Annotated in this window: 23 protein-coding genes and 1 pseudogene; 10 read left to right on the plus strand and 14 right to left on the minus strand. The window is 70.3% G+C overall.

The features are described from left to right. Window positions 1-53: 53 nt before the first annotated feature. The 7 genes from ABZ562_RS32915 to ABZ562_RS32945 form a co-directional block, all read right to left on the minus strand. Window positions 54-476, minus strand: a complete 423-nt coding sequence (locus ABZ562_RS32915; protein ID WP_361486730.1) for a carboxymuconolactone decarboxylase family protein — start codon at window positions 474-476, stop codon at window positions 54-56. Beyond that, window positions 473-1,330: an SDR family oxidoreductase gene (locus ABZ562_RS32920; RefSeq protein WP_361486733.1), complete on the minus strand. Its 858-nt coding sequence runs from the start codon at window positions 1,328-1,330 to the stop codon at window positions 473-475. The genes ABZ562_RS32915 and ABZ562_RS32920 overlap by 4 nt, the downstream gene beginning before the upstream one ends. Then, the gene (locus tag ABZ562_RS32925; RefSeq protein ID WP_361486735.1) at window positions 1,327-2,559 is read right to left on the minus strand and encodes a cytochrome P450; all 1,233 of its coding nucleotides are present in this window, start codon (window positions 2,557-2,559) and stop codon (window positions 1,327-1,329) included. Before ABZ562_RS32925 ends, ABZ562_RS32920 begins: the two co-directional genes overlap by 4 nt. Window positions 2,560-2,625: 66 nt before the next feature. Next, window positions 2,626-3,873 carry an FAD/NAD(P)-binding oxidoreductase gene (locus ABZ562_RS32930; RefSeq protein ID WP_361486738.1) on the minus strand — a complete coding sequence of 416 codons (1,248 nt, stop codon included), beginning with the start codon at window positions 3,871-3,873 and terminating at the stop codon, window positions 2,626-2,628. Window position 3,874: 1 nt separating this feature from the next. Beyond that, a complete protein-coding gene (locus tag ABZ562_RS32935; protein WP_361486740.1) occupies window positions 3,875-4,072 on the minus strand; it encodes a ferredoxin in 198 nt (65 codons plus the stop codon). Window positions 4,073-4,155: 83 nt separating this feature from the next. Next, window positions 4,156-4,560, minus strand: coding sequence for a TetR family transcriptional regulator C-terminal domain-containing protein (locus ABZ562_RS32940; RefSeq protein WP_361486743.1), 405 nt, complete (start codon window positions 4,558-4,560; stop codon window positions 4,156-4,158). 441 nt (window positions 4,561-5,001) lie between these two features. Continuing rightward, window positions 5,002-5,562 (minus strand): TetR/AcrR family transcriptional regulator, encoded by a 561-nt coding sequence (locus ABZ562_RS32945; protein ID WP_361486745.1) that lies wholly within the window; start codon window positions 5,560-5,562, stop codon window positions 5,002-5,004. Window positions 5,563-5,679: 117 nt separating this feature from the next. Here ABZ562_RS32945 and ABZ562_RS32950 point away from each other — a divergent pair, with 117 nt between their 5' ends. From ABZ562_RS32950 to ABZ562_RS32960, 3 genes are read left to right on the plus strand one after another with little or no spacing between them, the layout of a single operon-like run. Beyond that, on the plus strand, window positions 5,680-6,366 hold the full coding sequence (locus tag ABZ562_RS32950) for an SDR family oxidoreductase (RefSeq protein ID WP_361486748.1): 687 nt from the start codon (window positions 5,680-5,682) through the stop codon (window positions 6,364-6,366). Between the two features lie 60 nt (window positions 6,367-6,426). After that, complete coding sequence (locus ABZ562_RS32955) at window positions 6,427-7,482, plus strand: aldo/keto reductase (RefSeq protein WP_361486750.1); 1,056 nt, start codon at window positions 6,427-6,429, stop codon at window positions 7,480-7,482. Window positions 7,483-7,514: 32 nt separating this feature from the next. Further along, complete coding sequence (locus ABZ562_RS32960) at window positions 7,515-8,513, plus strand: NADP-dependent oxidoreductase (RefSeq protein ID WP_361486847.1); 999 nt, start codon at window positions 7,515-7,517, stop codon at window positions 8,511-8,513. Window positions 8,514-8,803: 290 nt separating this feature from the next. Here ABZ562_RS32960 and ABZ562_RS32965 read toward each other — a convergent pair whose 3' ends face one another. Further along, on the minus strand, window positions 8,804-9,328 hold the full coding sequence (locus tag ABZ562_RS32965; protein ID WP_361486753.1) for a DUF5994 family protein: 525 nt from the start codon (window positions 9,326-9,328) through the stop codon (window positions 8,804-8,806). 262 nt (window positions 9,329-9,590) lie between these two features. Here ABZ562_RS32965 and ABZ562_RS32970 point away from each other — a divergent pair. The 3 genes and pseudogenes from ABZ562_RS32970 to ABZ562_RS32980 all read left to right on the plus strand — a co-directional run. Further along, a pseudogene (locus tag ABZ562_RS32970) lies at window positions 9,591-10,118 on the plus strand (DUF5994 family protein); the annotation flags it as partial. Between the two features lie 296 nt (window positions 10,119-10,414). Beyond that, window positions 10,415-10,654 (plus strand): CopG family transcriptional regulator, encoded by a 240-nt coding sequence (locus ABZ562_RS32975; RefSeq protein WP_361486755.1) that lies wholly within the window; start codon window positions 10,415-10,417, stop codon window positions 10,652-10,654. 114 nt (window positions 10,655-10,768) lie between these two features. Then, window positions 10,769-11,086, plus strand: a complete 318-nt coding sequence (locus ABZ562_RS32980) for a VapC toxin family PIN domain ribonuclease (protein ID WP_361486757.1) — start codon at window positions 10,769-10,771, stop codon at window positions 11,084-11,086. A gap of 425 nt (window positions 11,087-11,511) precedes the next feature. On the opposite strand, the gene ABZ562_RS32985 is transcribed toward ABZ562_RS32980, so the two are convergent. Next, window positions 11,512-12,900: an aminotransferase class I/II-fold pyridoxal phosphate-dependent enzyme gene (locus ABZ562_RS32985; RefSeq protein ID WP_361486760.1), complete on the minus strand. Its 1,389-nt coding sequence runs from the start codon at window positions 12,898-12,900 to the stop codon at window positions 11,512-11,514. A 91-nt stretch (window positions 12,901-12,991) separates the two neighbouring features. On the opposite strand from ABZ562_RS32985, the gene ABZ562_RS32990 reads away from it, so the two are divergent. Then, window positions 12,992-14,344, plus strand: coding sequence for a PLP-dependent aminotransferase family protein (locus tag ABZ562_RS32990; RefSeq protein ID WP_361486762.1), 1,353 nt, complete (start codon window positions 12,992-12,994; stop codon window positions 14,342-14,344). Between the two features lie 22 nt (window positions 14,345-14,366). On the opposite strand, the gene ABZ562_RS32995 is transcribed toward ABZ562_RS32990, so the two are convergent. Together ABZ562_RS32995 and ABZ562_RS33000 are read right to left on the minus strand one after the other, a co-directional pair. Beyond that, a complete protein-coding gene (locus ABZ562_RS32995) occupies window positions 14,367-15,605 on the minus strand; it encodes a hypothetical protein (protein ID WP_361486765.1) in 1,239 nt (412 codons plus the stop codon). A 93-nt stretch (window positions 15,606-15,698) separates the two neighbouring features. Next, on the minus strand, window positions 15,699-18,893 hold the full coding sequence (locus tag ABZ562_RS33000; RefSeq protein WP_361486768.1) for a cytochrome P450: 3,195 nt from the start codon (window positions 18,891-18,893) through the stop codon (window positions 15,699-15,701). Window positions 18,894-19,078: 185 nt separating this feature from the next. Between ABZ562_RS33000 and ABZ562_RS33005 the strand changes: the two genes are divergently transcribed. Next, on the plus strand, window positions 19,079-20,005 hold the full coding sequence (locus tag ABZ562_RS33005) for an AraC family transcriptional regulator (RefSeq protein WP_361486771.1): 927 nt from the start codon (window positions 19,079-19,081) through the stop codon (window positions 20,003-20,005). A 78-nt stretch (window positions 20,006-20,083) separates the two neighbouring features. Here ABZ562_RS33005 and ABZ562_RS33010 read toward each other — a convergent pair whose 3' ends face one another. The 3 genes from ABZ562_RS33010 to ABZ562_RS33020 form a co-directional block, all read right to left on the minus strand. Beyond that, window positions 20,084-20,446 carry a hypothetical protein gene (locus ABZ562_RS33010; protein ID WP_361486774.1) on the minus strand — a complete coding sequence of 121 codons (363 nt, stop codon included), beginning with the start codon at window positions 20,444-20,446 and terminating at the stop codon, window positions 20,084-20,086. Continuing rightward, window positions 20,446-21,180, minus strand: coding sequence for a DUF6232 family protein (locus tag ABZ562_RS33015; protein WP_361486777.1), 735 nt, complete (start codon window positions 21,178-21,180; stop codon window positions 20,446-20,448). The genes ABZ562_RS33010 and ABZ562_RS33015 overlap by 1 nt, the downstream gene beginning before the upstream one ends. A gap of 74 nt (window positions 21,181-21,254) precedes the next feature. Next, complete coding sequence (locus tag ABZ562_RS33020) at window positions 21,255-22,442, minus strand: FAD-dependent monooxygenase (protein WP_361486779.1); 1,188 nt, start codon at window positions 22,440-22,442, stop codon at window positions 21,255-21,257. 104 nt (window positions 22,443-22,546) lie between these two features. Here ABZ562_RS33020 and ABZ562_RS33025 point away from each other — a divergent pair, with 104 nt between their 5' ends. Next, a complete protein-coding gene (locus ABZ562_RS33025) occupies window positions 22,547-23,167 on the plus strand; it encodes a PadR family transcriptional regulator (protein ID WP_361486782.1) in 621 nt (206 codons plus the stop codon). A 211-nt stretch (window positions 23,168-23,378) separates the two neighbouring features. Further along, a complete protein-coding gene (locus ABZ562_RS33030) occupies window positions 23,379-23,600 on the plus strand; it encodes a hypothetical protein (RefSeq protein WP_361486784.1) in 222 nt (73 codons plus the stop codon). Window positions 23,601-23,616: the final 16 nt, after the last annotated feature.

Genomic DNA, 23,616 nt, shown 5'->3' on the forward strand with positions numbered 1-23,616 from the left:
GGTCCATGAGCTGGTGGGGAGGTTGGCTCGGCCGGGCCAACCTCCCGAAGCGGCTACGCCTGCCCGAGGGCACGCGTGGCCGTGGCCATCGCCTGGCCGGCTGCTGGGTATCCGATGTACGGGACGGTGTGGAGTACGGCTTCCAGGATCTCCTCCGGGCTGAGTCCGTTCGCCCGGCCTGCCACGACGTGGTTGCTGATCTCTGTCTGGTGTCCCTGTGCCATCAGGACGCCGAGGGTGATCAGGCTGCGGTCGCGCCGGGCGAGCCCCGGACGGGTCCAGATGTCCCCGAAGACGTGCTCCAGGGCCAGTCGGCCCATGCTGGGCACGGCGCCTCCTCCCTCGGGAGTGGCCTTCATGTTCGCGGTCAGGAAGTCCTCGCCCAGCATCTCCTGTACGACGCGTTCCCCGGCCGCTCGGCGCATACTCGCCGTGCGCTGTGCGTCCGCGCCCTTGATCTCCTCGGTCCGGCTCATGGCTGTTCTCCGTTTTCGGGTGCGGTCAGGCGGGACAACATGCCCAGGCCGGTGGCGGTGGTGGTCCCGGCGTCCACGGGGAGTACCGTGCCGGTGATCCAGCGTGACTCCGGACCGGCCATGAAGAGCGCGGCCCAGGCCAGGTCCCAGGCGGTGCCCTCCAGGCCGAGCAGATTGGCCTTGCGGCGCATCTCGCGGCCCGCGGCGCCGCCCTGGTCCCCCATGGGGGTGTACAGGTGCCCGGGGACCAGGCAGTTGACACGGATGTGGTCCGGTCCCCAGGCGTGGGCGAGGTCGATGGTCAGGGACTGCAGGGCGCCCTTGCTGGCGCCGTAGGCGCCAGTGCTGAAGCCGCGCAGGCCGGCGATGGACGAGACATTGACGATCGAGCCCCCACCGCTGCGGATGAGATGCGGGTAGGCGGCGCGGGCCACCAGCATGGGGGCGGTCGCGTTGACGGCGAAGACTCGGTCCCAGTCTGCGCGGGTCGCCGTCTTGATGTCCCCCTCGGGGGTGATGGCCGCGTTGTTGACGACCGTGTCGAGTCGGCCCGCCGTGAACGCGAAGGAGTCCATGGCGTCACGGACGGCGTCCTCGTCGGTGATGTCGCCCACCAGTGTGACGGCCTTCCCGCCGGTGTCCTCGATACGCGTACTTGTGTGCGCGGCGCGCTCCTCGCTGACGTCGAGAATCCCGACGGTGGCGCCCTGCGCGGCGAGCAGTAGTGCGGTCGCGGCTCCCGTTCCGAGGAAGTTTCCGCTGCTGCCGGCACCGGTGATCAGCGCAGCCGTTCCCTCCATACGCCTGCCGCGGCCGTCGAGGTAGCCTCCGACGGTGAACGCGTCGGCGCTCACCAGGTCACCGGCAGGGACTTCAGGCCGTACACGGCCGTCTCGCTCTTGAAGTCGAGCTCGTCCTCGGCGACGGCCAGCCGCAGCCCGGGGATCCGTTCGAAGAGGCGGGGCCAGGCCACCTCCATCTCGACGCGGGCAAGGTTCTGGCCCAGGCACTGGTGGGTGCCGAAGCCGAAGGCCACGTGGTTACGAGGATTGCGGCCGATGTCGAGCCGGTCGGCGGGGCACTCGTCCGTGTCGAAGACGCGCGGGTCGTGGTTGCCGGCGACCAGCGAGACGATGACACCCTCACCCTCACGGACCAGCTGCCCGCCGATCTCCACGTCTTCGAGAGCGACACGGCGCGGGTTCACGGCGACGATGCTCCAGTAGCGCAGCATCTCCTCCACGGTGCTGGCCGCCAGCTCGGGGTGGGCGACCAGCCGTTCACGCTGGTCGAGGTTGACGAGCAACGCGGTCAGGCCCAGACCCAGCATGTTCGCGGTGGTCTCGTGTCCTGCTCCGGTCAGGATCGCGACCAGACCGGGCATGGTCTCGGGCGGGAATCCGTCCGGCCCGGAGTGGTCCGCGAGGAGACGGCTGATCATGTCGTCGCCGGGCTCGCGGCGCTTACGCTCGATGAGATCCGTGTAGTACGCGATCGCCTCCCGCTGTCCCTGGACGCGCTCCTCGTGCGTAGCGGTCAGGTCGGTGCCGAGATCCGCGTGCTCCTGGAAGACATCCCGGTCCTCGTAGGGGACGCCCAGGATGAGGCAGATGGCCCGGGACGGCAGGGCGAGCGCGAACTCCTGGACGAAGTCGACGGGACCGTCCTTGGCGAGCATGGCGTCGATCAGCTCGTCCGTGATCCGCAGGAGCTCCTCGCGCATGGCCCGGGTGCGCTTGACGCTGAACTCCCGGGTGAGCATCTGCCGCAGCCGGGCGTGCTCGGGGTCGTCGAGGCGCAGGAAGAGGCCGCCCTGCTCCTCGCGCTGGGTGGACCAGTCGAGCGGGTAGTCGGGGTGGCGCACGTCGGCGCTGAAGGACTGGCTGCCCAGGACGGCACGGATGTCGTCGTGCCGGGTGGCGAGCCAGTGCTGCGAGCCGTCCCAGATGGTGACCTTGTGCAGACCGCCGGCCTCACGGAACTCGGCGTGCTGCGGCGGCGCGCTGAAGGGACAGGTCCGCGCGGCCGGGAAGAAGGGTGCTTCGCTCCCGGGTACCGGGGCGGGGGGTGCGGAGGTGGTCATGTCGCCTTGCCTTCCTTCGGACATCATTGGTCGTAGGTGAGTGGTGAATACGTGGGGCGTCGGCGCCTATACGGCGGACGGAGCAGCTACGGGCCATGCGGCCCGGTCGAGTACGGCCCGCCTCCAGGCGCGCAGGGAGCGAGCCATGCCGTTGCCCAGTACGCCGTCCACGGTGCGCGGCAGGCCGTCGCTGTCGCGATGGCCGTAGACGCCGATGAACCTGCCTGTGGAGAGCGAGCCCTCCACGACCGTGAAGGCCATGTCCCGGCCGGTTGTGCCGTAGGACTGGAGCTTCAGGTCGTACTGATCGGACCAGAAGTACGGCAGTGACGGCGCCGGGAGATCCGCGCCCAGCAGGGCGGCTGCGACGGTCCGACCCTCCTCCGTCGCGGCGAGCCGGTGCTCGCCGCGTTGGTGGCGCCCGCTCGCCGGGTCGAACCAGGCCGCCACGTCACCCGCGGCCCAGATGCCCTCGCCCACTCGTCCGGCCTTGTCGCACAACACGCCTTCGACGCCGAGGCGCTTCCGATCGCCGAGTGGCACACCAGAGTCCGCGAGCCAGCCCACGGCCGGGCGAGCGCCAACGGCGACCAGCACGTTCGTCGCGTTGACGACGCTGCCGTCGTCCAGGGCCACGCCCGTGGTCCGGCCGGCCTCGGAGAGCGCCTCGGTGACGCCGACACCGCACCGCAGGTCCACTCCGGCGGCGCGATGGCGTTCGGCGAGCATCTGCGCCACCTCCTCACCCAGCACGCCGACCATGGGGAGCGGCAGCGGGTCGATCATCGTCACCGGCAGTCCCATGTCCCGGGCGACGGCCGCCGCCTCGGCCCCGACGAATCCGGCGCCGACCACGACCAGCCGACCGCCTTGGGCGAGTGCGCTACGAAGCCGGAGCGCGTCCGGGAGGCTGCGCAGCACCTGGCTGCCGGCCAGTCCGGCGCCCAGCGAGACGGGATGCACCGCGGCCGCTCCGGTAGCGATCACCAGCGCGTCGTACTCGCAGGTCGCGCCGTTGACCAGACGCACCAAGCGGGCCTGCGTGTCGAGCCCCCCGGCCGCCGTGCCGGGCAAGTACGTGACGCCGAGCGCTTCCCACTGTTCACCCGGCCGCAGCAGCAACCGGTCCGTCTCCCATTCACCTGCCAGCAGCTGCTTCGACAGGGGCGGGCGGTCGTACGGCAGACCCGGCTCGTCACCGATCAAGGTCACCTCACCGGTGAACCCGCGCCGCCGCACCTCCTCCACCACCGCCAGACCCGCGGCCGACGCACCGACCACGACGAGCCGCCGCGGTTCCGGGGCGGCCGTCATGTCAGCCCTTCTCGATCAGAATTGCCGCAGCCGGACACACCTGCGCGGCCTCTTGCACAGCGGCTTCCTGCTCCGTCCCGGGCTCCGGGTCGAGCAGCACCACGATGCCGTCCTCGTCCCGCTGATCGAACGCCTCCGGGGCCACGAGCACGCACTGCCCGGCAGCGCAGCATTTGTCTTCATCGACCGTGATCTTCATCCAACTGCCTTTCGTGTGAGCACGGTGCAGGCCCTCCCACCCCAGCCCCGTGGCCTGACATGCGTCACCTTACGACTGTCAGGTTATGGTTGACAAGAGATCGTGAAGGGGCATGCGGAGCACCCGCTTCCGTGGCGCGCCATCGACCAGCGAACGCACGAAGGCAGAGGGGTGTGGGGTGACGGTGACAACGCATCGCGCCATGCCGCTACGGCGCGGAGGCGGGCCCTGCGCCACTTACGGCCGAAGGAGCCGGAACGGGGCGCCCTTCTCGCCGACGAACAACAGGCCGTTGAGTCCACCGTGCGCCGGCCGACCAGAACACTGGTGGCCAAGCCGTGGCTCATGGCCGGCACATGCGCGGCCTCAACAGCGGCGTCGAGGTCGGCGGCCAGCTCGCCATCGGCCTGTGCCTGCCGCAGCACGTCCGCGAGCTGCCGCTCCAGGCGGTTGCACCGCGTACGACGTCCACACCAAGTGAAAGGCACGACTGGGCTCGTCGCTGGGCAGCGCCTCGGCGCAAAAGCCTCGATGAAGGCGTGCGCGGTCGGTGGATGCGGCAGACCCGTCAATCAGGCGGTGGCATCCGGCGATGCCAACGTCCTCGACGACGGCGGCCACGAGGCCCTTGACCGGCAGCTTGCTCAACCCCGGCCCTCTGCGAGCGCCCCCGGCAGGGCTCCACCCTTCAGAGACCGGGCACCGGGAAGCACTCCCCGGCCGGCTGCACACCTTCAACCACCATCGCGGCCAACCGACTGACGGGCCGCTACATCGCCTGCCGCGCCCCCAACTCCGCACGGCAGCCCGGGCGGGTGAGCCTCCAGGGGCAATGGCGCGCTCGCACCGTCGGCCATGCCGGAGACCTTGCCCCCCCCCCGACAGGCCGGTGATTTCCTGCGGCCCGCGGTCCGCCACCGCCTCCCTGATCAGCTGGTGGTCGTCAAGGCCGCGCGCGCGGCGGTGAGGATCTCCTCGGAGAGCGGGGAGTCCTTGGTCGCCCGGGCCAGGATCAGTGCGCCGAGCATGGTGCACAGCCGGGCGATGCCGTCCTGGTCCTCGGTGGCGAGCCACTCGGCGAACTCGCCGACTCCCTCGGTGTAGACGCGGCGGGCCTCGCGATCTCCGGGTTCGCGTGCCATGTCGGCGGCGAGCGCGGCAGCGGGACACCCATCCGCCGCGCTGTCGCGGTGCTCGACGGACAGGTAGGTGTCGATCAGCTCCTGCTGAGCGGCGCCGAGCTGCCCGCCGTGCCGCTTGAGGCCCTCATCGCGGAGCCGGGTGAGTCCGCCGAACGCGTGGGCGGTGGCTTCGTCGACGAGCGCTTCTTTGGAGACGAACTGCTTGTAGAAGCCGCCGTGGGTCAGGCCGGCCGCCTTCATGAGGTCGGTGACGCTGACCTGGGTGCCCTGTTCCCGGAACAGCCGGGAGGCGGTTTCCACGACCCGCCTGCGGTTCTCCTCCGCTTGCGCCTTCGATACGCGGCCCATCAGCCACCTCCCCGATTGGATGCCGGTTGACATCTATTCTAGGTGAGGTTTTAGATTACTCTCATCATCTAATTAACGCGGGTCGGGTCGATCGGCCCCGCAACGCTGGGAGCACACATGGATCTGACGAACGCGGTCGCGGTGGTCACCGGCGCCAACCGGGGACTGGGCCGCCACCTGGCCGTCCAGCTCGTGGAGCGCGGAGCGAAGGTCTACGCGGCGGCCCGCCGCCCCGAGACGGTGGATCTTCCGGGCGTCACGCCGCTGCGGTTGGATGTGACGGACGGGGAGTCGATCCGGGCCGCGGCCCGCACCGCATCCGACGTGACGTTGCTGGTGAACAACGCGGGCATCTCCACCGCCACGCCGCTGATCGCGGGCGGCCTGGACGCGGTGCGCCTGGAGATGGAGACGAACTTCTTCGGTCCGCTCGCCGTGACACGGGCTTTCACCCCGGTCATCGAGGGCAACGGCGGCGGCGCGGTGCTCAACGTCCTGTCCGTGCTGTCCTGGCTGCACCCGGCCGGCCTCGGGTCCTACGCGGCGGCCAAGGCCGCGGCATGGGCGCTGACCGACGCGGCCCGGGAGGAGCTGGCACCCCGCGGCATCGCCGTCTCGGCACTGCACGTCGGATACATGGACACCGACATGGCCGCAGGCGTTCCCGCCGACCAGAAGGCCGACCCCGTCGAGGTCGCCGCGCAGGCCCTGCACGGCATCGAGACGGGCCTGCCCGAGATCCTCGCCGATGAGACCACCCGGTACGTCAAGCAGACCCTGGCCGCTTCGCCGGATGCGGCCTGAGGCGCCCCGCCACGCCCCTCCCTCCCCCTATCGACCTTTGATCTTGAGTAAGGACACCTGATGCGCTACACGACCTTCGGAAACCGCACTGGGCTGCGCGTGTCCGAGTACGCGCTCGGCACGGCGAACTTCGGCACCGGCTGGGGTGCCGGCGCCGAGCCGGACGAGGCGCGCCGGATCTTCGACCGGTTCGCCGAAGCCGGGGGCACTTTCCTCGACACTGCGGACACCTACCAGTTCGGCGAGTCGGAAGAGCTGACGGGCACGTTCGTCTCTGCCGATCGGGACCACTTCGTCCTGGCCACCAAGTTCACTCTCGGCGCCGCTCCTCAGCCGGGCATCTCCGCCACGGGCAACAGCCGCAAGAACATGGTCGCCTCGGTGGAGTCCAGTCTGAAGCGCCTGGGCACCGACTACATCGATCTGCTCTGGGTGCACTTCCCCGACCAGCTCACCCCCATGGAGGAGATCCTGCGGGGGCTGGACGATCTGGTGAGTTCCGGCAAGATCCATCACGCCGCCCTGTCCAACTTCCCCGCCTGGCGGGTCTCCCGCGCCGTGACCCTCGCGGACCTGAAGGACTGGTCGCCCATCGTGGGCATCCAGAACGAATACAGCCTCGTCGAGCGGACCGCCGACCGCGAGCTGCTGCCGATGGCCGAGAGCCTCGGACTCGGCGCCGCCCTGTGGTCCCCGCTCGGGGGCGGACTGCTCACCGGAAAGTACCGGCTCAGCACCGAGGGGCGGCTGAGTGACCTGGGGGCGGTCATCCACACGGAGAGCACCGGCCAGAAGACCGCCGTCGTCGACACCGTCCTGGCCATCTCGGAGGAGCTCGGCGTGACGCCCGCGCAGGTGTCGGTTGCCTGGGTGCGGGAGCGGGCCGCCCGGTCCGCGACCTCACTCGTCCCGATCATCGGGCCGCGCAACCTCACCCAGCTCGACAGCTACCTGGGCGCCCTCGACGTCCAGCTGCACCCCGAGCAGTTCGCCCGCCTCTCGGACGTCAGCGCGGCGCCGCTCGGCGTTCCTCACGAGGCGATCGCCGCATCCCTGGACCGCATCCAGGGCGGCGACTCCAGCCGCGTCATCGCCCCAGCTTCAACCGTGGCCTGACACACGAAGGCATGAACGAGACGGAGACGACGATGAAGACGTTCATGGTCGAGCGGTACGGCGACGGGGTGCGCGCCGGTGACATGCCCGACCCACGGGTGGGCGCGGACGATGTCCTGGTCCGGATTCACGCGGCGAGCGTCAACCCGCTCGACGTCAAGCTCCAAGACGGGGACTTCAAGGCGATCCTGCCGTACCGTCTCCCGCTCATCCTGGGCAACGACCTCGCCGGGGTGGTCGTCCGGGTCGGATCGGCCGTCACGGGATTCGCGGTGGGCGATGAGGTCTACGCGCGGCCCGACAAGGACCGCATCGGCACGTTCGCCGAACTCATCGCCGTTCACCAGGACGACGTGGCGATCAAACCGGCCACGCTCACCATGGCCGAGGCCGCATCCCTTCCCCTGGTCGCCCTGACCTCATGGCAGGCGCTGGTCGAGCGGGCACAGGTACGGCCAGGGCAGAAGATCTTGATCCACGCGGGCTCCGGCGGCGTCGGCACCATCGCCATCCAGCTGGCCGAACACCTGGGCGCCCATGTGGCCACCACCGTGAGCACGGCCAAGGTCGACCTGGTCAAGCAGCTGGGCGCGGACATCGTCGTCGACTACAAGAAGCAGGCTTTCGAGACGGTCCTCGACGGCTACGACGTCGTCCTGGACACCCTCGGCGGTGAGACGCTGGAGAAGTCCCTGAGGGTGCTCAAACCCGGTGGGAAGGTCATCGGCATCGCAGGCCCTCCCGACGCGGCCTTCGCACGTGAGCTGGGCGCGAACGCGTTCCTCCGGCTGGCGATGAGCGCGCTGAGCTTCACCACCCGGCGCCGCGCCAAGCGCCGGGGCGTGACGTACTCATTCCTGTTCATGAAGGCCAGCGGCGACCAGCTGCGCGAACTCACCCCGCTCGTCGACGCCGGGAAGATCCGCCCCGTCGTCGATCGTGTCTTCCCGTTCGAGGAGACCCGGGAGGCCATGGCGTATGTCGAGAAGGGACGCGCCAAGGCCGGCAAGGTCGTCGTCACGATGACATGAGCGGATGTCTCCCGACCGGTTGCTGAGCGCAGCGTCGGCACCAGGCGCTGCTGCCGATCTTCGACAGCGACATCAGCGAATACGTCAGCCCCAGGCGCTTGGCCAGCGAGTCCAGACGCTTCAAGCTCACCGCCGCGTCAGGGCGGGCCGAACGGGGCGGCAACGTTGTTCGACTCGCTCGGAAGGGCGCACAGCGCGGCCGGCCGTTCATCAGAGAGAGTGGTGTCGGTGTCCTTCCGGACATCGGCGGGCTGAAGCCGCGGCGGCTGTGGTCGCGCCGGGATGAGGCGTCAGGGCGTGCAGCGGCCCGGGCCTGTCCGCGGGCCTGCCTCGATGATCGGGCCGGCTCGGCCGGTGCCGGTGTCGATGAGGATCTGCTGGGCCTGCGCGATGTTGTCGACGCGGACGGCCTGGGCCATCGCGGTGCGTGCCGCGTCGGGCGTCGCGTGCGGTGGGACCACCAGCAGGGAGAAGTGGTCCTGATCGCCTCGGGTGATGAGGATGGTGCCGTCGCCCACAGGGAACGAGTCGATATGCACGATGCGGTCGTCGACGATCAGTCGTGTCGGCAGTTCCTCCCAGGCGTCGGCGTCCAGGCCGACGCGCGTGACGGGTCCGAGGTGCTCGGTCAATGCGGTGATCAGGGCGGGAAGTTCCGCGCCTATGTCGCGGGAACGCGGCCACCACGCACCGTCGAGAATGCCCTCGCGGGTATGTGTCGTCGCCAACCGCAACAGGGCCGTTCCAGGTTTCACGGCATGGTGGATCGCGTCCGGCAGAAGTTTGGCTTCACGCGGGATGTCGGCGTCGGACATGGCTGCTCGCCCCCTTACGGGGTTCGGTGGCCCGCCGGTTTCACGGTACTCCGAGAGCCCACGCCCAGGCCCATCGGCGCCCCGCGCACCCGGGCCCGGGCTCTTGAAGAAGGCGCTGATCATACGGGGCACAGCGGGGCAAAGCCCCGGAGTACGGTGAAGACACCGGGAGCACTTCGCACACCGGCTTCCACGCCGGTGTCGTTCTCGGGGAGCGACAACGCCGGGACGTCGAAGACGCGTCCGGGGACAGGTCCGCGCCATGACCGTGACCATCGACCGTACGACCGCCCATGAGCGCGTGCCATCGCCACCGATTCGCCCGGTTCGCTTGTCACTGACTCCGATCGGCCCGGTTCCGGGTCTTCTGGACGGTGCGTGGTGGCCTCGCTCCCGCGATCTCCTCCATGAGCTGCCCGCCCTGACGGACGTGCTGGACGCGCGCTGGGGCCGGATCACTCGCGTCTCCGTGAACCCGGCCCACTGGCCCGTGATCCCGCGCAAGGTACCTGCGACCGGGCACACGGTGCACGTCGGCCGGTTCACCGACGAGCAGGACCCGCACAAGCTGATTCTGCTCTCCTACACCGCAGGCCGCTGGGACCTGCTGGTGATCCCACCGGAGACGAGTGCGGCAGCCGCCTCCCGGCTGATGGGCGCCGCGGCCACCCCCGGCAGCCTCCTCACCGCCAGCAGTCTGATGGCGAACGAGACCGCCACCCGTGATGCCCGGGAGGATCTCAGCCGGGAGGCGGAGTGGGAGACCGATGGCGGGCCTGCCTCCATGGCGGCCGGAAGCCGAAGCCGACCGGCCGGACGTCCGGACTCCGCCCAAGGGAGGTGGGAACACTCCTGTTCATGCGAAGTCGCCGCCGCGCAAGGGAAAGTAGCGGACCGTCAGAGAAGAGCGCTGACTGAGCCGGCAACCACGATCACCACACCACGTCGCCCGCACAGCGACGGGCCCGAAGGGAACCGAGCCCGTCTCGTTTGACCGCTACGCCGAGCCGACCCCCACCTGTACCTGGCGCCTTGGCCCTGATCGGCACCCCAGGCAGGAGGATATGGCGGTGGCACCATAACCATATGGCGCTGAAGAAGACGACCGTCATGGTCGATGAAGAGGATCTCGCGCTGATCAAGGCGGCCGCCGCGCGAGAGGGCCGATCGGAGTCGGAGTATGTCCGGGAGGCGTTCCACGTCGCGGCCCTGCGCACCCAGCGCTGGGACGAGGACTGGGACATTCCCCGCCTTGATTTCGGCGGCCCGGTCACCGCCGAGAAGATCAACCGGGCGGTCTCGGACGGCGTGGCGGACGCCGAGTGATCGTCGTCGGCGACGCTTCCGGCCTGGTCGCCGCTCTCAACACCTCGGGCCCCGAGCACAAGGCCGCCCGCACCGCCATGCGGCAGGCCGCCGCTCACCGTGGTCTCGCCTCTGGTGATCCTTGAGATCGAACACATCACCACCCGCAACGTCGATCGCCGCGCGGCCCACGCAGTAAACGACTGGCTCCTGGCACAGGAACACACCGGACGCGTGGCCGTGCCCAAGTTGTCCGCCGACACCCCGCGCAAGGCTCGCAAGATCCAGGACCGCTACGCCGCCCTGCGACTCGATCTGACCCATGCCGTGAATGTCGTCCTGGCTGAGGCATACGACACAGAGATCATCCTGACCCTCGATCGCCGGGACTTCAGAGCCATCACCCCACTCACCGGCAGCCACGCCTTCCGGCTGCTGCCCGACGACCTCTAGCCGCTCACGCCTTCGTGCCACTACTCACCTCCGACACCGAACGACATGGCGAAGCTCTGCGGTGACCGCGTGCGGCTGATCTCCGTTTGAGGTGCGCGCCTCGTAAGGCAGGCAGGTCCGCGAAGGCCGGACGCACCAGATGTGCACCAGACAGGGCGGTTGAACGGCGGTCGACGACGGGTACTGCCGCAGGCCCGGCGGCTTGTTGTCAGTGCTCGTTTGGGCTGTCAACCGCGTGCCCCGTGTCGACCACCCCGTGACGGGTCGGCCTTCAAGGTCTTGCGGGCAGGACTTCAGAGGGGTAGATCGTCAGGCAGGACGCGAAACGCCTCGTGATGCCGCAGAGATGGCGAGGTCTTCCGGGTCCGCGTAAACGCTGGTGCGCTTCATGGACATGTACTTGGAGTTCGGTCCCGATGCCGGGGTCACACAGCGTGTACCGCGGCGTGCAGCGCCGCGGCCATGCGGCGGGTGTCGGCTTCGGTGGTCTGCCAGTTGCTGAAGGCGGCGCGCAGTGCGGGCACGCCGTCGAGGACGGTGGGGGTGAGGAAGACCTCGTCGGCGAGTCGGTCCGTGAGGGCGGTGAGGCGTTCGGCGGTGGGGGTGTCGGCGAGGGTGAAGCAGACGACGTTCAGCCGGACCGGTGCCAGCAGCCGGAGGCCGGGCATGCTGTCGATGGCGGTGCCCAGGGCGCGTGCGCAGGCGATGCACCGCTCGGTGATCTCGCGGTGGCCGTCCCGCCCGTAGGCCCGCAGGGTGAACCAGGCGGCGAGGGCCCGCAGGCGGTGGGAGTTCTCCGGGGTGAGGTGGGCCAGGTCAGGGGTGTCTCCGAGCGGGCCCAGGTAGGCCGCCGCGTTCTGGAAGACGGCCGTTTGCAGATCGGGCCGCCGGGTGAACTGCACGGCGCTGTCGTAGGGGACGTTCAGCCACTTGTGCAGGTCGACGCAGATCGAGTCGGCCAGGTCGAGGCCACCGACCAGGTGCGCGTGATCGGGTGACAGTGCGGCGAAGGCGCCGAAGGCGGCGTCCACGTGCAGCCAGAACGCGTAGCGTTCGCGCAACGCGGCGATGGCGCGCAGATCGTCGAAGTCGGCGGTGTTGACGGTGCCGGCGTTGGCGACCACGACGCACGGGCCGTCGGGCTCGGCCTCGCGAAGCGCCTGTTCCAGGGCCGTCACATCGACGGCTTCCCGGCCGGGCAGGGTCGGCACGGGGAGGAGGGCCCGGCGTCCCAGGCCGAGCATCGACAGCGCTTTGGGCACGCTCGAATGCGCTGATCCCGACAGCACCTGTGCCGCGCCGAGTACGCCCGCCCCGTGCTCCGCGGGTGAGACGCCCAGCTGCTCTCCGAGCCATTCGCGGGCGATGGCGAGGCCGACGGTGTTGGACATGGTGGCGCCGCTGACGAAGGTTCCGTGGTGCTCGTCGGACAGGCCGAACAGACTCCGCAGCCAGGCGATCGTCTCGCGCTCCAGGCCCTGTCCCGCCCCGTCCAATGACGAGAAGGCGTTCAGATCCCAGGTCGTGGTCATCCAGTCGCCCGCCAGCGCGGCCGGCGTCGTCCCGCCGGTGACGAACCCGAGGTAGCGCGGCCCGGCGCTCGCCGACAGTACCGGCTCCCAGCAGGCGATGAACTCCTCCAGCGCCGCCCGCGCTCCCACCCCCTCCTCGGTCAGGGGATCCGGCTCCGGAACCGGCGCCGCGGGGACGACGTCCCGCTCGGCGACCTGCCCGAGCACGTCGGCGGCGTGCTGCCGGACGGTCTCCAGCAGGTGCGGCAGCCCGTCGCGGTCGGCGGCGAGTCGTGGGTGCATGCCATGTCTCCGTTCGTATCGGGTGGCCACGACCGTAGGCAGCACACCGGCCCGGCGCCTGGTCCAATCATGGAAAACTGGATCAGTGCGGATGAGGGACGACTACCTGGTGCAGGCGCTGGGGCCCTGGCGGAACACCAAGGCGCCCCTCAGCGCGGCGCTGGCCAGGGCGCTGCGGGAAGCGCTGCTCGACGGCCGGATACGTGCCGGGAGCGAGCTGCCCGCCGAGCGCCGCCTCGCCGTCGCTCTCGGAGTGAGCCGTGGCACGGTGACAGCCGCCCTGGAGCGGCTGCGCGACGCCGGATGGGTCCGTACCCGGCACGGCAGCGCCAGCACGGTGCGACTCCCCGAGGCCGCCGCGGAACGGCTCGCTCCCCTCTCGGCGACCGGGGAGGCCGGCTCCCTCATCGACCTGCGCCGGGCCGTACCCGCCGCACCGCGGGAGCTCTACCTGGAGGCGACCCGACGCGCCACCGAACGAGCAGGGCCCTTGCTGGCCGAGCACGGCGAACCAGGTCCGGGCATCGCGGAGCTGCGCGCGGCGATCGCCGCGCGGTACAGCCGCGAAGGCACCGCGACACGGCCCGAGCAGATCCTCGTCACCAGCGGGGCCCGGGCCGCGCTGACCCTGATCGCGGCCCACTTCTCGCCTCGCGTGGCCATGGTGGAGACCCCCACGTACTTCGACGCGCTTCAGGTGCTGCGTCATGCGGGAGCAAGGCTGGTGGGCTGCCGGGTCACCGCCGACGGCTGGGACCTGGACCAACTGCGCGATGCCTTCGCCGCCGCGCGCGGCCACCTCGCCTACCTGGTGCCCGACTTCCACAACCCGACGGGAGCGCTGATGCCCCCGCACACCCGCCGGACCGTGACCCAGCTCGCCGCCCAGCACCAGGTCACCCTCGTGGTGGATGAGACCATGCGCGAGCTCGACCTGCGCGACCAGCCGGAGCCCATGCCCCGTATACCCGGCGCGGTGCTGATCGGCTCCACCAGCAAGTCCATCTGGGGCGGGCTGCGCATCGGCTGGATCCGGGCCCGTGCCTCGCTCGTCCGGGCACTGCGAAACCACCCACTGGCCGGGCCGCTGTCCGCGCCCCCGGTACAGCAGCTCGTCGCGGTCGAACTGCTCCGGGACCTGGAACCGGTGCTCGGAAGACGTCGGCACGAGCTGCGGCAGCAGCGCGACCACCTCGGCAACCTGCTCGCCGGCGACGCGCGTTGGCACTTCACCCTCCCACCCGGCGGACTCACCCTGTGGCTGCGGCTGACGACCACCCTCGCCGACACCGTCGTCGAACGGGCCGACAGGAACGGGGTCGCACTCGCGGCGGGCCCGCGCTTCGCGGTCGACGCCACCGTCACCCGCTATCTGCGTGTGCCCTTCACCCCGCCGCGCCCCGTACTCGAGCAGATCGCCGACGTCCTCGACGAAGCCTGCTGAGGCATGAGAGGGCGAGTGTTCCTCACTTACGCCCGTCGCTCCTCAACAGAGGATCACTGCGCGCGGGCAGCGCGTCGGAGGACCGGCCGCTCATGCGCAGCCGCTCGACGAGGAGGGGCAGCCCGACGACGACGATCAACCACACCTGCACGTAGAGCCTGTCGCCCTCCATCGCCACCGGGTGGGCCGCGGCCGTCAGCAGACCCGCACCGCCCACGGCGATCAGGCACAACGCGATGGGCACCGACCGGCTCATCGCGCCCCAGGCGCCCAGCGCCAGGAGAAAGAGCAAGGAGGGAGCCAATGCCTCTCTCTGCAGCCACTGCCACCAGTAGTTGACATCGAGCCGGGCCAGCAGCCGCCATGGGTGGGTGACTTCGGCATACGTCCAGTGGAGGGAGAAGGTGTCCTGGAGCGAGGCCTCCAATCCGGGCAACCGGAGCGCCCTGCTCATCGCGAAGGCGGCCAGGGACTCGAAGAGCGAGACGACGAGCAGGCAGTGCGTGCCCCGGTGCCGGGCCTGTGGGACGAGCATCAGCGCCAGGGCACTCGCCGCCACCAGGCATGGCGCCACCAGGACGAAGCTTGAGTACTTGACCGCGAAACCCAGCGCGAAGGCTCCTACGGAGAGCAGTGCCCCCGCGGCCCACCGCCCCTGGTACAGCCACACCGCGGCGAGCAGCATGGCCACCATGAGGGCGAGGACCGGCCCTTCCGTCATGGGCCGGCCGCCCCACAGCCCTATGGGCGTGACGTAGTACAGGCACTGACCGAGCCATGCCACCGAAGGCGGTGCGCGCAGCGCGCGCAAGAGGACCAGGACCAGCAGTCCTCCGAGCGCCGTGAAGGCCAGGGCTACGGTCGTCAGCCCCGCCTTGGCCCCCAGGAGCCGGACGAACGGCGCGGCCAGCAGTGGATAGGCGGGGCGCGCGTGAAAGAGCGCCTCGTACCGCGGGTTGCTGGGGTTGAGGCCCTTCGCGTACTGAGTCAGGCACTCCTGGAACTCATGGGGGCGCACCGGGGCCCGGAAGTCGATCTGATGCAGCATGCGGTTTCGCTGGAGCATGGCCGCGGTGTCCGCGCAGTAGGCCCGCAGCGCCTTGTCCTGGGCTTCCTGGTGGGAGGCGCCCAGGAACTCGTACGCCGAGCGGGCGTAGCGGTATGAGTCATTGGCGAAGCGCGTGCCTGGATAGGCGAAGACGTGCAATAACACGAAGACGACGACCGTCAGTGACGGGGCGATCTTGTGTATCCGACGCATGATGCCCACCCTAAATGCGGACAAACGGGGCAACATCTCGGATCGTCCACCAGGGTCGTCCCTCAGCGGATGGTGCGCTCGCTCAGCCCGCGGTCAGCCCGCCCAGACGTCCTCGACGTAGCGGCCCGACTCGGTCATCGCCGTCAGCCACCCGGCGGCGGCTTCGTCGTCGGCGCCGGTGTGCTCGCGGTAGACGTCCTGGAACGCCTCCCGCACTCCCGGGGCCATCCGGCGGCCGTCGCCGCAGACGAACACCCGGGCCCCGGCCCGCAGCAGGGCCCACACCTCCTCGCCCTCCCGGGCGATGCGCTCCTGCACCAACCGGACGCCGTCCCGCGGAGCGTGCAGGAAGGTGGGCCGCAGGCTGACCGCCCCGGCGGCTTCGGCCTTTTCGAGTTCGCCGCGGTGGAGGTAGTCCACGTCGGGGTGGTCGCAGCCGAAGTAGCACAGCAGCTTCCCGGTGGACCCGGCGTGCAGACGGTCCAGGACGGCGCCCCGGAAAGGCGCGAGCCCGGTACCGGCGCTGACCAGGATGACGGGGACGGTGGTATCCGCGGGCAGCCGGAAGGCGTCCCGGCACGGCAGCACTCGCGCCCGCACGGTGTCCCCGGCCCCGACGGTCGCCAGATAGCGCGAGGCGATGCCGCCGAAGGTGCCCGGATCGCCGCGGTGCGGTGCCTCCAGCAGCGACACCATCAGGTCGACCTCGCCGGGGCTCGCGGCGGCCGAGGAGGAGATGGAGTAGTGCCGCGGCCGCAGCACCGGCAGCATCTCCAGGAACCGCTCGAAGGGCAGCTCGCACGCCGGGTACCGCTCCAGCAGGTCCAGCACGCTGATCCCACGGTCGGTGATCTGCTCGCCGAACGCGTCCGCCCGGGCGGAGGCGAGTCCGGCCAGCGGACGGTGCTCGGGCGGGCAGGTGGTGTGGGCCGCCAGCGTGCCGGCCTGCTCCTGGGTGGCCGCATCCTGCAGCTCGACGAAGTCGGTGAGCAGGCGGCGCAGCGTCAGCGGCCGGTCGACGGGCAGGGCATGGCGGCTGCGGCGGCGCGCGGACAGCCGCACGGTGCGGTCCAGGTCCAGGCCGAACCGTGCGGCGACCCGCTGGACGAGGCTTTCCGGGTTGCGGGGGAGCACGGCCAGGTGGTCGCCCGTGCGGTAGCCGGTGCCCTCGGGCAGGCGCAGCTTGACGAAGCGCTTGGAGCGGCCGAGAGGGTGGTCCAGGTCGACCAGTTCGTACGCGTCGAGCACCTCCATGGGCTGTACGCCGTGTCGTGCGGCGAGTTCGCCGGTGACCGATTCCGCCGCCTCCCGCAGCTCGTACAGCCCGAGGCCGGGGTCCGGCTCCTCGGCGGGGGCCGCCCCCACCGCCGTGCCGTACTTCTCCAGCAGAGCGGTCCACAGGTCGTCGGTCCACTGACGCACGGTGCCGTCGAAGTCTCCTGCCGCGTCCGCCGCGCCACGCTTCAGCAGCGGGGTGGCTCCCGCGGCGGCCAGGCGCTCGTCGACGAGGGTGGGAACGCGCTGGTAGGTGGCGGCCCAGTTGCGGTCGCCGATGCCGAGCACGGCGTAGGTGAGGCCGTCGAGGGAACCAGGCCGGAGCTCTTCCAGCCACGCGACGAACGCGGCGGCGTCGTCGGTCGGCCTGCCGTTGTAGGAGGCGGCGACGATCACCACTGGGCCGTCGGCGCGCAGCTTGCCGACCGCGTCGTCGAGGGGCTCGACGGTGGCGGAGAAGCCGTGCTCGTCGCCGTCCGCCGCCAGATCGCGGGCGATTCCCGCCCCGGTGCCCAGGTTGGAGCCGTGCAACACGGTCAGCGCGGTGCCGGCCGCGGAACGGGAGGCGGAGGATGCGCCGACGGCGGGGGCGGCCGAAGCGGGCGCCGTACGGGCGGGCAGGCGACGATCGGACGCTCCACGACGGACCAGGCCCACCTGGAAGTCAGTGGGCTTGATGGTGAGCGTCCGCTGCATCTTCAGCTGGTAGTCGGTGTGGTCGAGCAGCCGGTAGCGGTGCACGAGCAGGCCGAGCACCAGCGTCGCCTCGTGCAGGGCGAACTGCCGTCCGATGCAGGCGCGTTCGCCGTTCCCGAACGGTTTGAAAGCGTGCACGGGCCGGTCCTCCACGCGCTCGGGCGAGAATCGGTCCGGGTCGAACAGGTCGACGTTGTCGCCCCAGACGGGATCCCGGTGCAGCGCGGAGCTGACCACGGTCAGCGTCTCCCCCTTGCGCACCGCGTACCTGCCCGCGAGGACCGTGTCCTCGACCGGCGTCAGGTTGAACGCGCCCGCGGTCGGCCACAGCCGCAGACTCTCGTTGAGCACCTGGCGGAGGTAACTCAGCTTGCCGATGTCGTTGTACGTCGGCTCCGGCTCGTCGGTGTCGCCCCACAGGGCGTCCACCTCCGCCTGGGCGCGTGCCAGCACCGCGGGGTGCTTCAGGAGGTAGTAGAGGGCGAAGGACAGAGCGCCGCTGGTGGTCTCGTGTCCGGCGATGAGGAACGTGAGCACCTGGAGGCGGATGTTCTCGTCGTCCAGCGGGGTGCCGGTCGCCTCGTCGCGGGTGTGCAGCATCCGGCCCAGCAGATCGTCGGTGCTCGTGTCGCCGGATGCCCTGCGGCGCCGGATGACCTCGTCGACCAGATCCGTCATCAGGGCGCGATCCTGGTCGAACTGGTCGGTCGGCAGTTCGGCACCCCGCGGTCCCTCGACCATGGCCTCGACGTACAGCAAGGTCCGGGCCATGGCGTTCACGAAGGGGTGCGGATCCTCGCGGCGGAAGGACTCCAAGTCGTAGCCGAAGCCGCACAGCCCGATGGTGTCGAACGTCAACCGGGTCATGTCACGGGGGACATCCACCGGCTCCTTCTCCTCCGCTGCGCGGTCCCACTGCGCGAGCAGCTCATGGGCGACCCGGAGCATCGTGCCGTGGTAGCCGCGCATGGCGCCCAGGGAGAAGGCGGGCATCAGGATGTCGTGCGCCTTGCGCCAGTTCGGCTCGTCGCTGTGCGCCGTGAACAGCCCGTCCTTCAGGAAGAGGCGTACCGCCTCCAGCGTGGCCTCGATCGTCTTGCGGAACCGGCTCTCGTCGGACAGCTCCGTCATCACATCCAGCCCGGAGACGATGATGCTCTCCTGGCCGAACGCCCGGATCCGGTAAATCGGCCCGAGCTCCCTGGCCTGCCGCATCAGATACAGCAGTACGTCGGCGCCGGAGGGAGCGTCGCCGCCGGCGGGCAGCGCCGACGGTTCGGGGATGGGCTCGATCGCCTGCGCGGTCGCATGGGTCATGAGGGAGGAAGCCCTTTCGATCACGTCGGATCACGCTGAGGGGCGGGCCGGTATCGGGCGGCCGGGCAGGGTCCGGCCGCCGGTTGGCATCCGCTTCAGGTGCTGTCGTCACGATCACCGTAGGGCCGCACCGGCAGACGATGAATGCTTGAAAGTCTGTGATACTTGCGCGTTAGTCTGACGGCATGAGCGCTGACCCGCTGTCCGACGCCCTCGCCGTCGCGGATGCCCGCTGTGTCTTCACCGGCGGCATCACGGCCGGCGGCGACTGGGCCCTCAGGCTTCCCGCCGGGGACAGGCTCCGGGTGCACGCGGTGGTGAAGGGGACCTGTCTGCTGGTCCTCGACGAGGGCGAGAGCCTCCGCCTGGAGGTGGGGGACGTCGTCGTCATCGACGGCACACGCGAGGTCGTGGTGTGCGGCGGCGCGGGCCTGGAGCCGGTCGACGTCGACGGAATTCCCATGGATCCCGAGACCCGCATGGCCCATCTCGGAGACGAGGACGACGTCGTCGCCATCTCCGGCCACATCGACCTCAGCCGGGACTACGGCGAACTGCTGCGCGAAGCCCTCCCCCCGCTGATCCTCGTCCGGTCCGGCGCGGCAGAGGCGACGACGCTGAGCCGGCTGGTCGGGCAACTGCTGGAGGAGATGGCGGCAGACCGGGTCGGCGCCGAATTCATCTCGACTCACCTCGCCCAGGTGCTGTTCATGCAGGTCCTACGGGTCTGCCTCACCCGGGCCGACGTGCTCCCCACCGGCTGGCTCCGCGTCCTCGCCGACGAGCGCCTGGCCCCGGCCCTGCGCCTGATGCATCAAGACCCGTCTCACGCCTGGCAGCTCGCCGAACTGGCCCGCGCGGCGGCCATGTCCCGGGCCACCTTCGCACTCCGCTTCAAGGAGGCAGCGGGCGTACCGCCCCTTACCTACCTCCTCAACTGGCGCATGCGCCTGGCGGCCCGCGACCTGAGGCAGGAGGAGACACCGGTCGCCGTCGTCGCCCAACAGGTCGGCTACACCTCCGAGAGCGCCTTCAGCAACGCCTTCAAACGCACGATGGGGATCTCACCTCGGCGGTACCGCGACAAGGCCCGGGCCACGGCGCCGGGCTGAGCCGCGCCGCGTCCGCGACAGGCACGGAACACACGTCCCGACGCGACGGTCACGGCGGCCAGGACGCCGATGCCCTGTTCACTTCGCGCCCAGGAGTTCGAGGACCTTGTTGACGGCCTCGACGATCGGTACGCCGAGCGCGCCGACGGTCGCGGCGATGCCCGCGACGGCGAGCAGGGCGCGGTGGCGCTCCTGGGGTGGGACGTCGGCGTCGGCCCGGAGTGCGGGCAGCGAGTCGTCGAGGGCGCCGGAGCTGACCGGCGGCACCTGGGGGCGTAGCTCCTGGATCAGGACGAGGAGTTCGCGGAGGGCCCTTTGGACGTCCTGGGGCAGCTCCGGGGCCGGGGTGACCCGCTTGTCGATGCCGATGTTGCCCGAGCCGCCGTGCATGGTGACGTGGTCGCCGCTGCCGAAGTAGTAGTGCTGGTCTCCCGCGCTCATCAGCTCGCCATCCCTACGTTGCCGGTGCCGCCGTACATGTTGACGTTGTCCCCGAAGTAGTAGTGCGTGGGGCTGACCGTGATGGTGTCCACCCGCACCTCGAACTCTGCCGTCGGGTTCTCGATCGCGTCGGCGATCTGGTGGGCGACCCACCGCAGTTGGTCCGGGTGGGGGCTGGTCACCACGGCGGTGGAGAGGCCGGAGGTCTCCACGGCCAGGACGAAGTGCGAGGGTGCGCTGAGCACCTTGATCATCTCCATGAGGGAGTAGATCAGCGCCGCGGCCGCGACGATCAGGACGAGCGCGGTGAGGCCGGGAGACCCTCCGCCGTCGTTGCTTCCGAAGCCGCCGGACGAATCGATCGCGGCAGCGAGCAGACCGAGGAATATCATCACCGCCCCGATGAGCAGCAGCCGCTTCACGAAGAGGGCGACGGCTTCCTTGCGCCGGGGGTGGATGGTGAGCGTGTGCACCCGGGCGATGTTCTGGATCGGGTAGTAGGCCTCGCCGACCCACAGCAGCCGTCTGCTGACCCGCAGGTTGACCCCGATGATGGGCTGGGCCGCCGCCGGTGCCACATCGGGGTGCGGATCGGCGGCCGGCGGCGGGCCGGCCGATGGCTGCGGCGGGGCGGTGGGCGGCGGGGGCGGGGCGGTGGGCGGTGGGCCCCCGGCGGCTGATGCGGCGCCGGACGGCGTGTCCCACGCCTTTCCGGCTGAGTCTGCGGATGTCACGCGAGCCCCCCTGTGGTCGGCCTAACCCGGTGAAGTCCATTCACCGGGTGAAGCCTCGTTGACGCAAGTGTGTTTCACCACGCCTTCGCCTCCCACTCGATGCGGTGGAAGTGGAGCGGGCGGAGGAACTCCTCGGGGCTGGGGAACGCCGACGCGCGAGCGTCGCTCTTGCCGGACTTGACCTTGTTGACGGCCGCGGCGTTGCGGCCGATCACCTCCACACGTGGGCGGCGCAGGGCCTCGTAGGCGGCGAAGGCCTCGCCCGGTGTGGGCAGATCGCGCAGGCAGCGGGCCAGTTCGACCGCGCTTTCGATGGCGAGCGAGGCACCCTGTCCGGAGCTGGAGGACGGGGCGTGCACCGAGTCTCCGACCAGCACCATCCGGCCGCGGTACCAGTGCGGCACGGGCGGCATGCGCTCCATCCGGCCGACCACCATCAGTTCGTCGGGGCCGGTGTGCCGCAGCAGCCGCTCACCGGGGACATGACCGGCGTACAGATCACGTAGCCGTCTCAGCCACTCGGCGTGGGGCACTCGCGCGAAGTCGGCCGGGCTCGGCGGGGTGTCCATGGGCAGGCCGGCGAACCAGATCACACGCCCGTCCGGGCCCTGCCAGTAGCCCATGAAGGCGCGGCCGAACGCGAAGTACATGGTGCCCGGTTCAGCCCCGGCCTCACTGCCCGGCGTCGCGTAGCCGCCGAAGCTCAGCACGCCGCCGTACTCGGGAACGGGTGATCGCGGGTCGATCAGGGTGCGGACGGTGGAACGGATGCCGTCGGCGCCGATCAGTATGTCGGCGGTCGCGGAGGTGTTGTCGGCGAAGTGTGCGGTGACGCCATCGGGCGCCTCCTCGGCAGCGATCAGCCGCTTGCCGTACGCGAACCGAACGCCAGCGGCCACCGCATGGTCGGCCAGGGCCCGGAACAGCCCGTCGCGCGGCAGCGTCAGCGTGGCGGGCAGCTCCGGGAACCCGCCGAAACGGGCGAGGTGATGGCCGGCGCCATCCGCCATCACCATGCCGGGCACCGGCTGCCCGGCGGCCTTCACCGCCGCGTCGGCTCCGACCGTCGCCAGCGCCGCCTGACCGTTCGGCGCCAGCCCCAGCCAGGCCCCCACGCCGTCCGCAGCGCTGGGATACGCCTCGTAGACCGTTGCCGCGATGCCCGCCTTGCGCAGTGCGAGCGCCGTGACCGGGCCTGCCACACCGCCCCCGATGACCAGTGCCGTCCGTACGCCGGAGCCGTGGCCGCGGTCGTCGCTCATAACCCCTCCCGTGGGTCATGTGGATGCGCCGTGTGAACGCCCTCCCATAGTTGCAAAGCAACTAGTAGGTCTGCAACTAGTTACGCCATGTCTACGATGCCTGCATGACCGCCTCCGTCAAAAGCTCGCCGCTCGGACTGGCCGTGCTGGCGCTGCTGCACCATCGACCGCTGCATCCGTACGGCATCCAGCAACTGCTCAAGCAGTGGGGCAAGGAACAGGTCGTCAACGTCGGCCAGCGGGCCGGGCTGTATCGCACCATCGAGCGGCTGCGGGCAGGCGGGCTGATCGCCGTCCGGCAGACCGAGCGCGACCAGCAGTACCCCGAGCGGACCGTCTACGAGGTCACCGAGGAGGGCCGGGCGGTCACCCGCGAGTGGCTGGAGGAGATGCTGGCGGCCCCCAAGGCGGAGTTCCCCGTGTTTCCGGCGGCGCTGTCGAACATGCTCCTGCTCAGCCCGGACGAGGTGGCACCGATCCTGGAACGACGGGCAGGACACATCGCCACCCAACGCGCCGAACTGGCGCGGCAAACCGCCGAGGCCGCCGCCGGGCTGCCGCGCATCACGCTGATCGAGAACGAATACCTGCTCGCCGTCCTCGACGCCGAGGAACGCTGGCTGCGCGGGGTGATCGGCGACCTGCGGGACGGAAGCCTGACCTGGTCCCCGGAGATGCTCGCAGCGCTCCAGGAGGCGTCCGCTTCGGATTCGTCCGCCATCTGACGGGCCTTTTCGGACTTCCCCCGGTGGCGTGACGCGATGCGTGCCCGGCGGGCGGGGTGAGACCCTATGCTTCTACATGCGTGTAGAAACGCGGACGGGTCCGCCCATGCGGTGACTCGAACCGGTCAACGTGCCGTCGGCCGACGAGGTTCCCTGCCGTGCCACGCACGCGCGCGCACATTCACCACACGCTCACCCCGGGAGGGCAGGCATGGCTTCCATAGACCTCGAGACGGTGCTGGACAAGGCATGGGCCGACAAGGACCTGGCGGAGATTCTCGCCGCGCCCGTATCGGCGCTCAAGGGGGTTTCCGACCGGCAGGGGGGCCTGCTGGAGGAGGCGTTCGGGATCAAGACGGTCAGGGATCTGGCCGACTTGAAGTTCGCCCGCTGGGCCTCGGCCCTGGCCGCGCTCGACACCACCAGCAAGTAGCCACAGGCGCATACGT

This window comes from Streptomyces sp. NPDC019937, assembly GCF_040631655.1.
Lineage (GTDB): Bacteria > Actinomycetota > Actinomycetes > Streptomycetales > Streptomycetaceae > Streptomyces.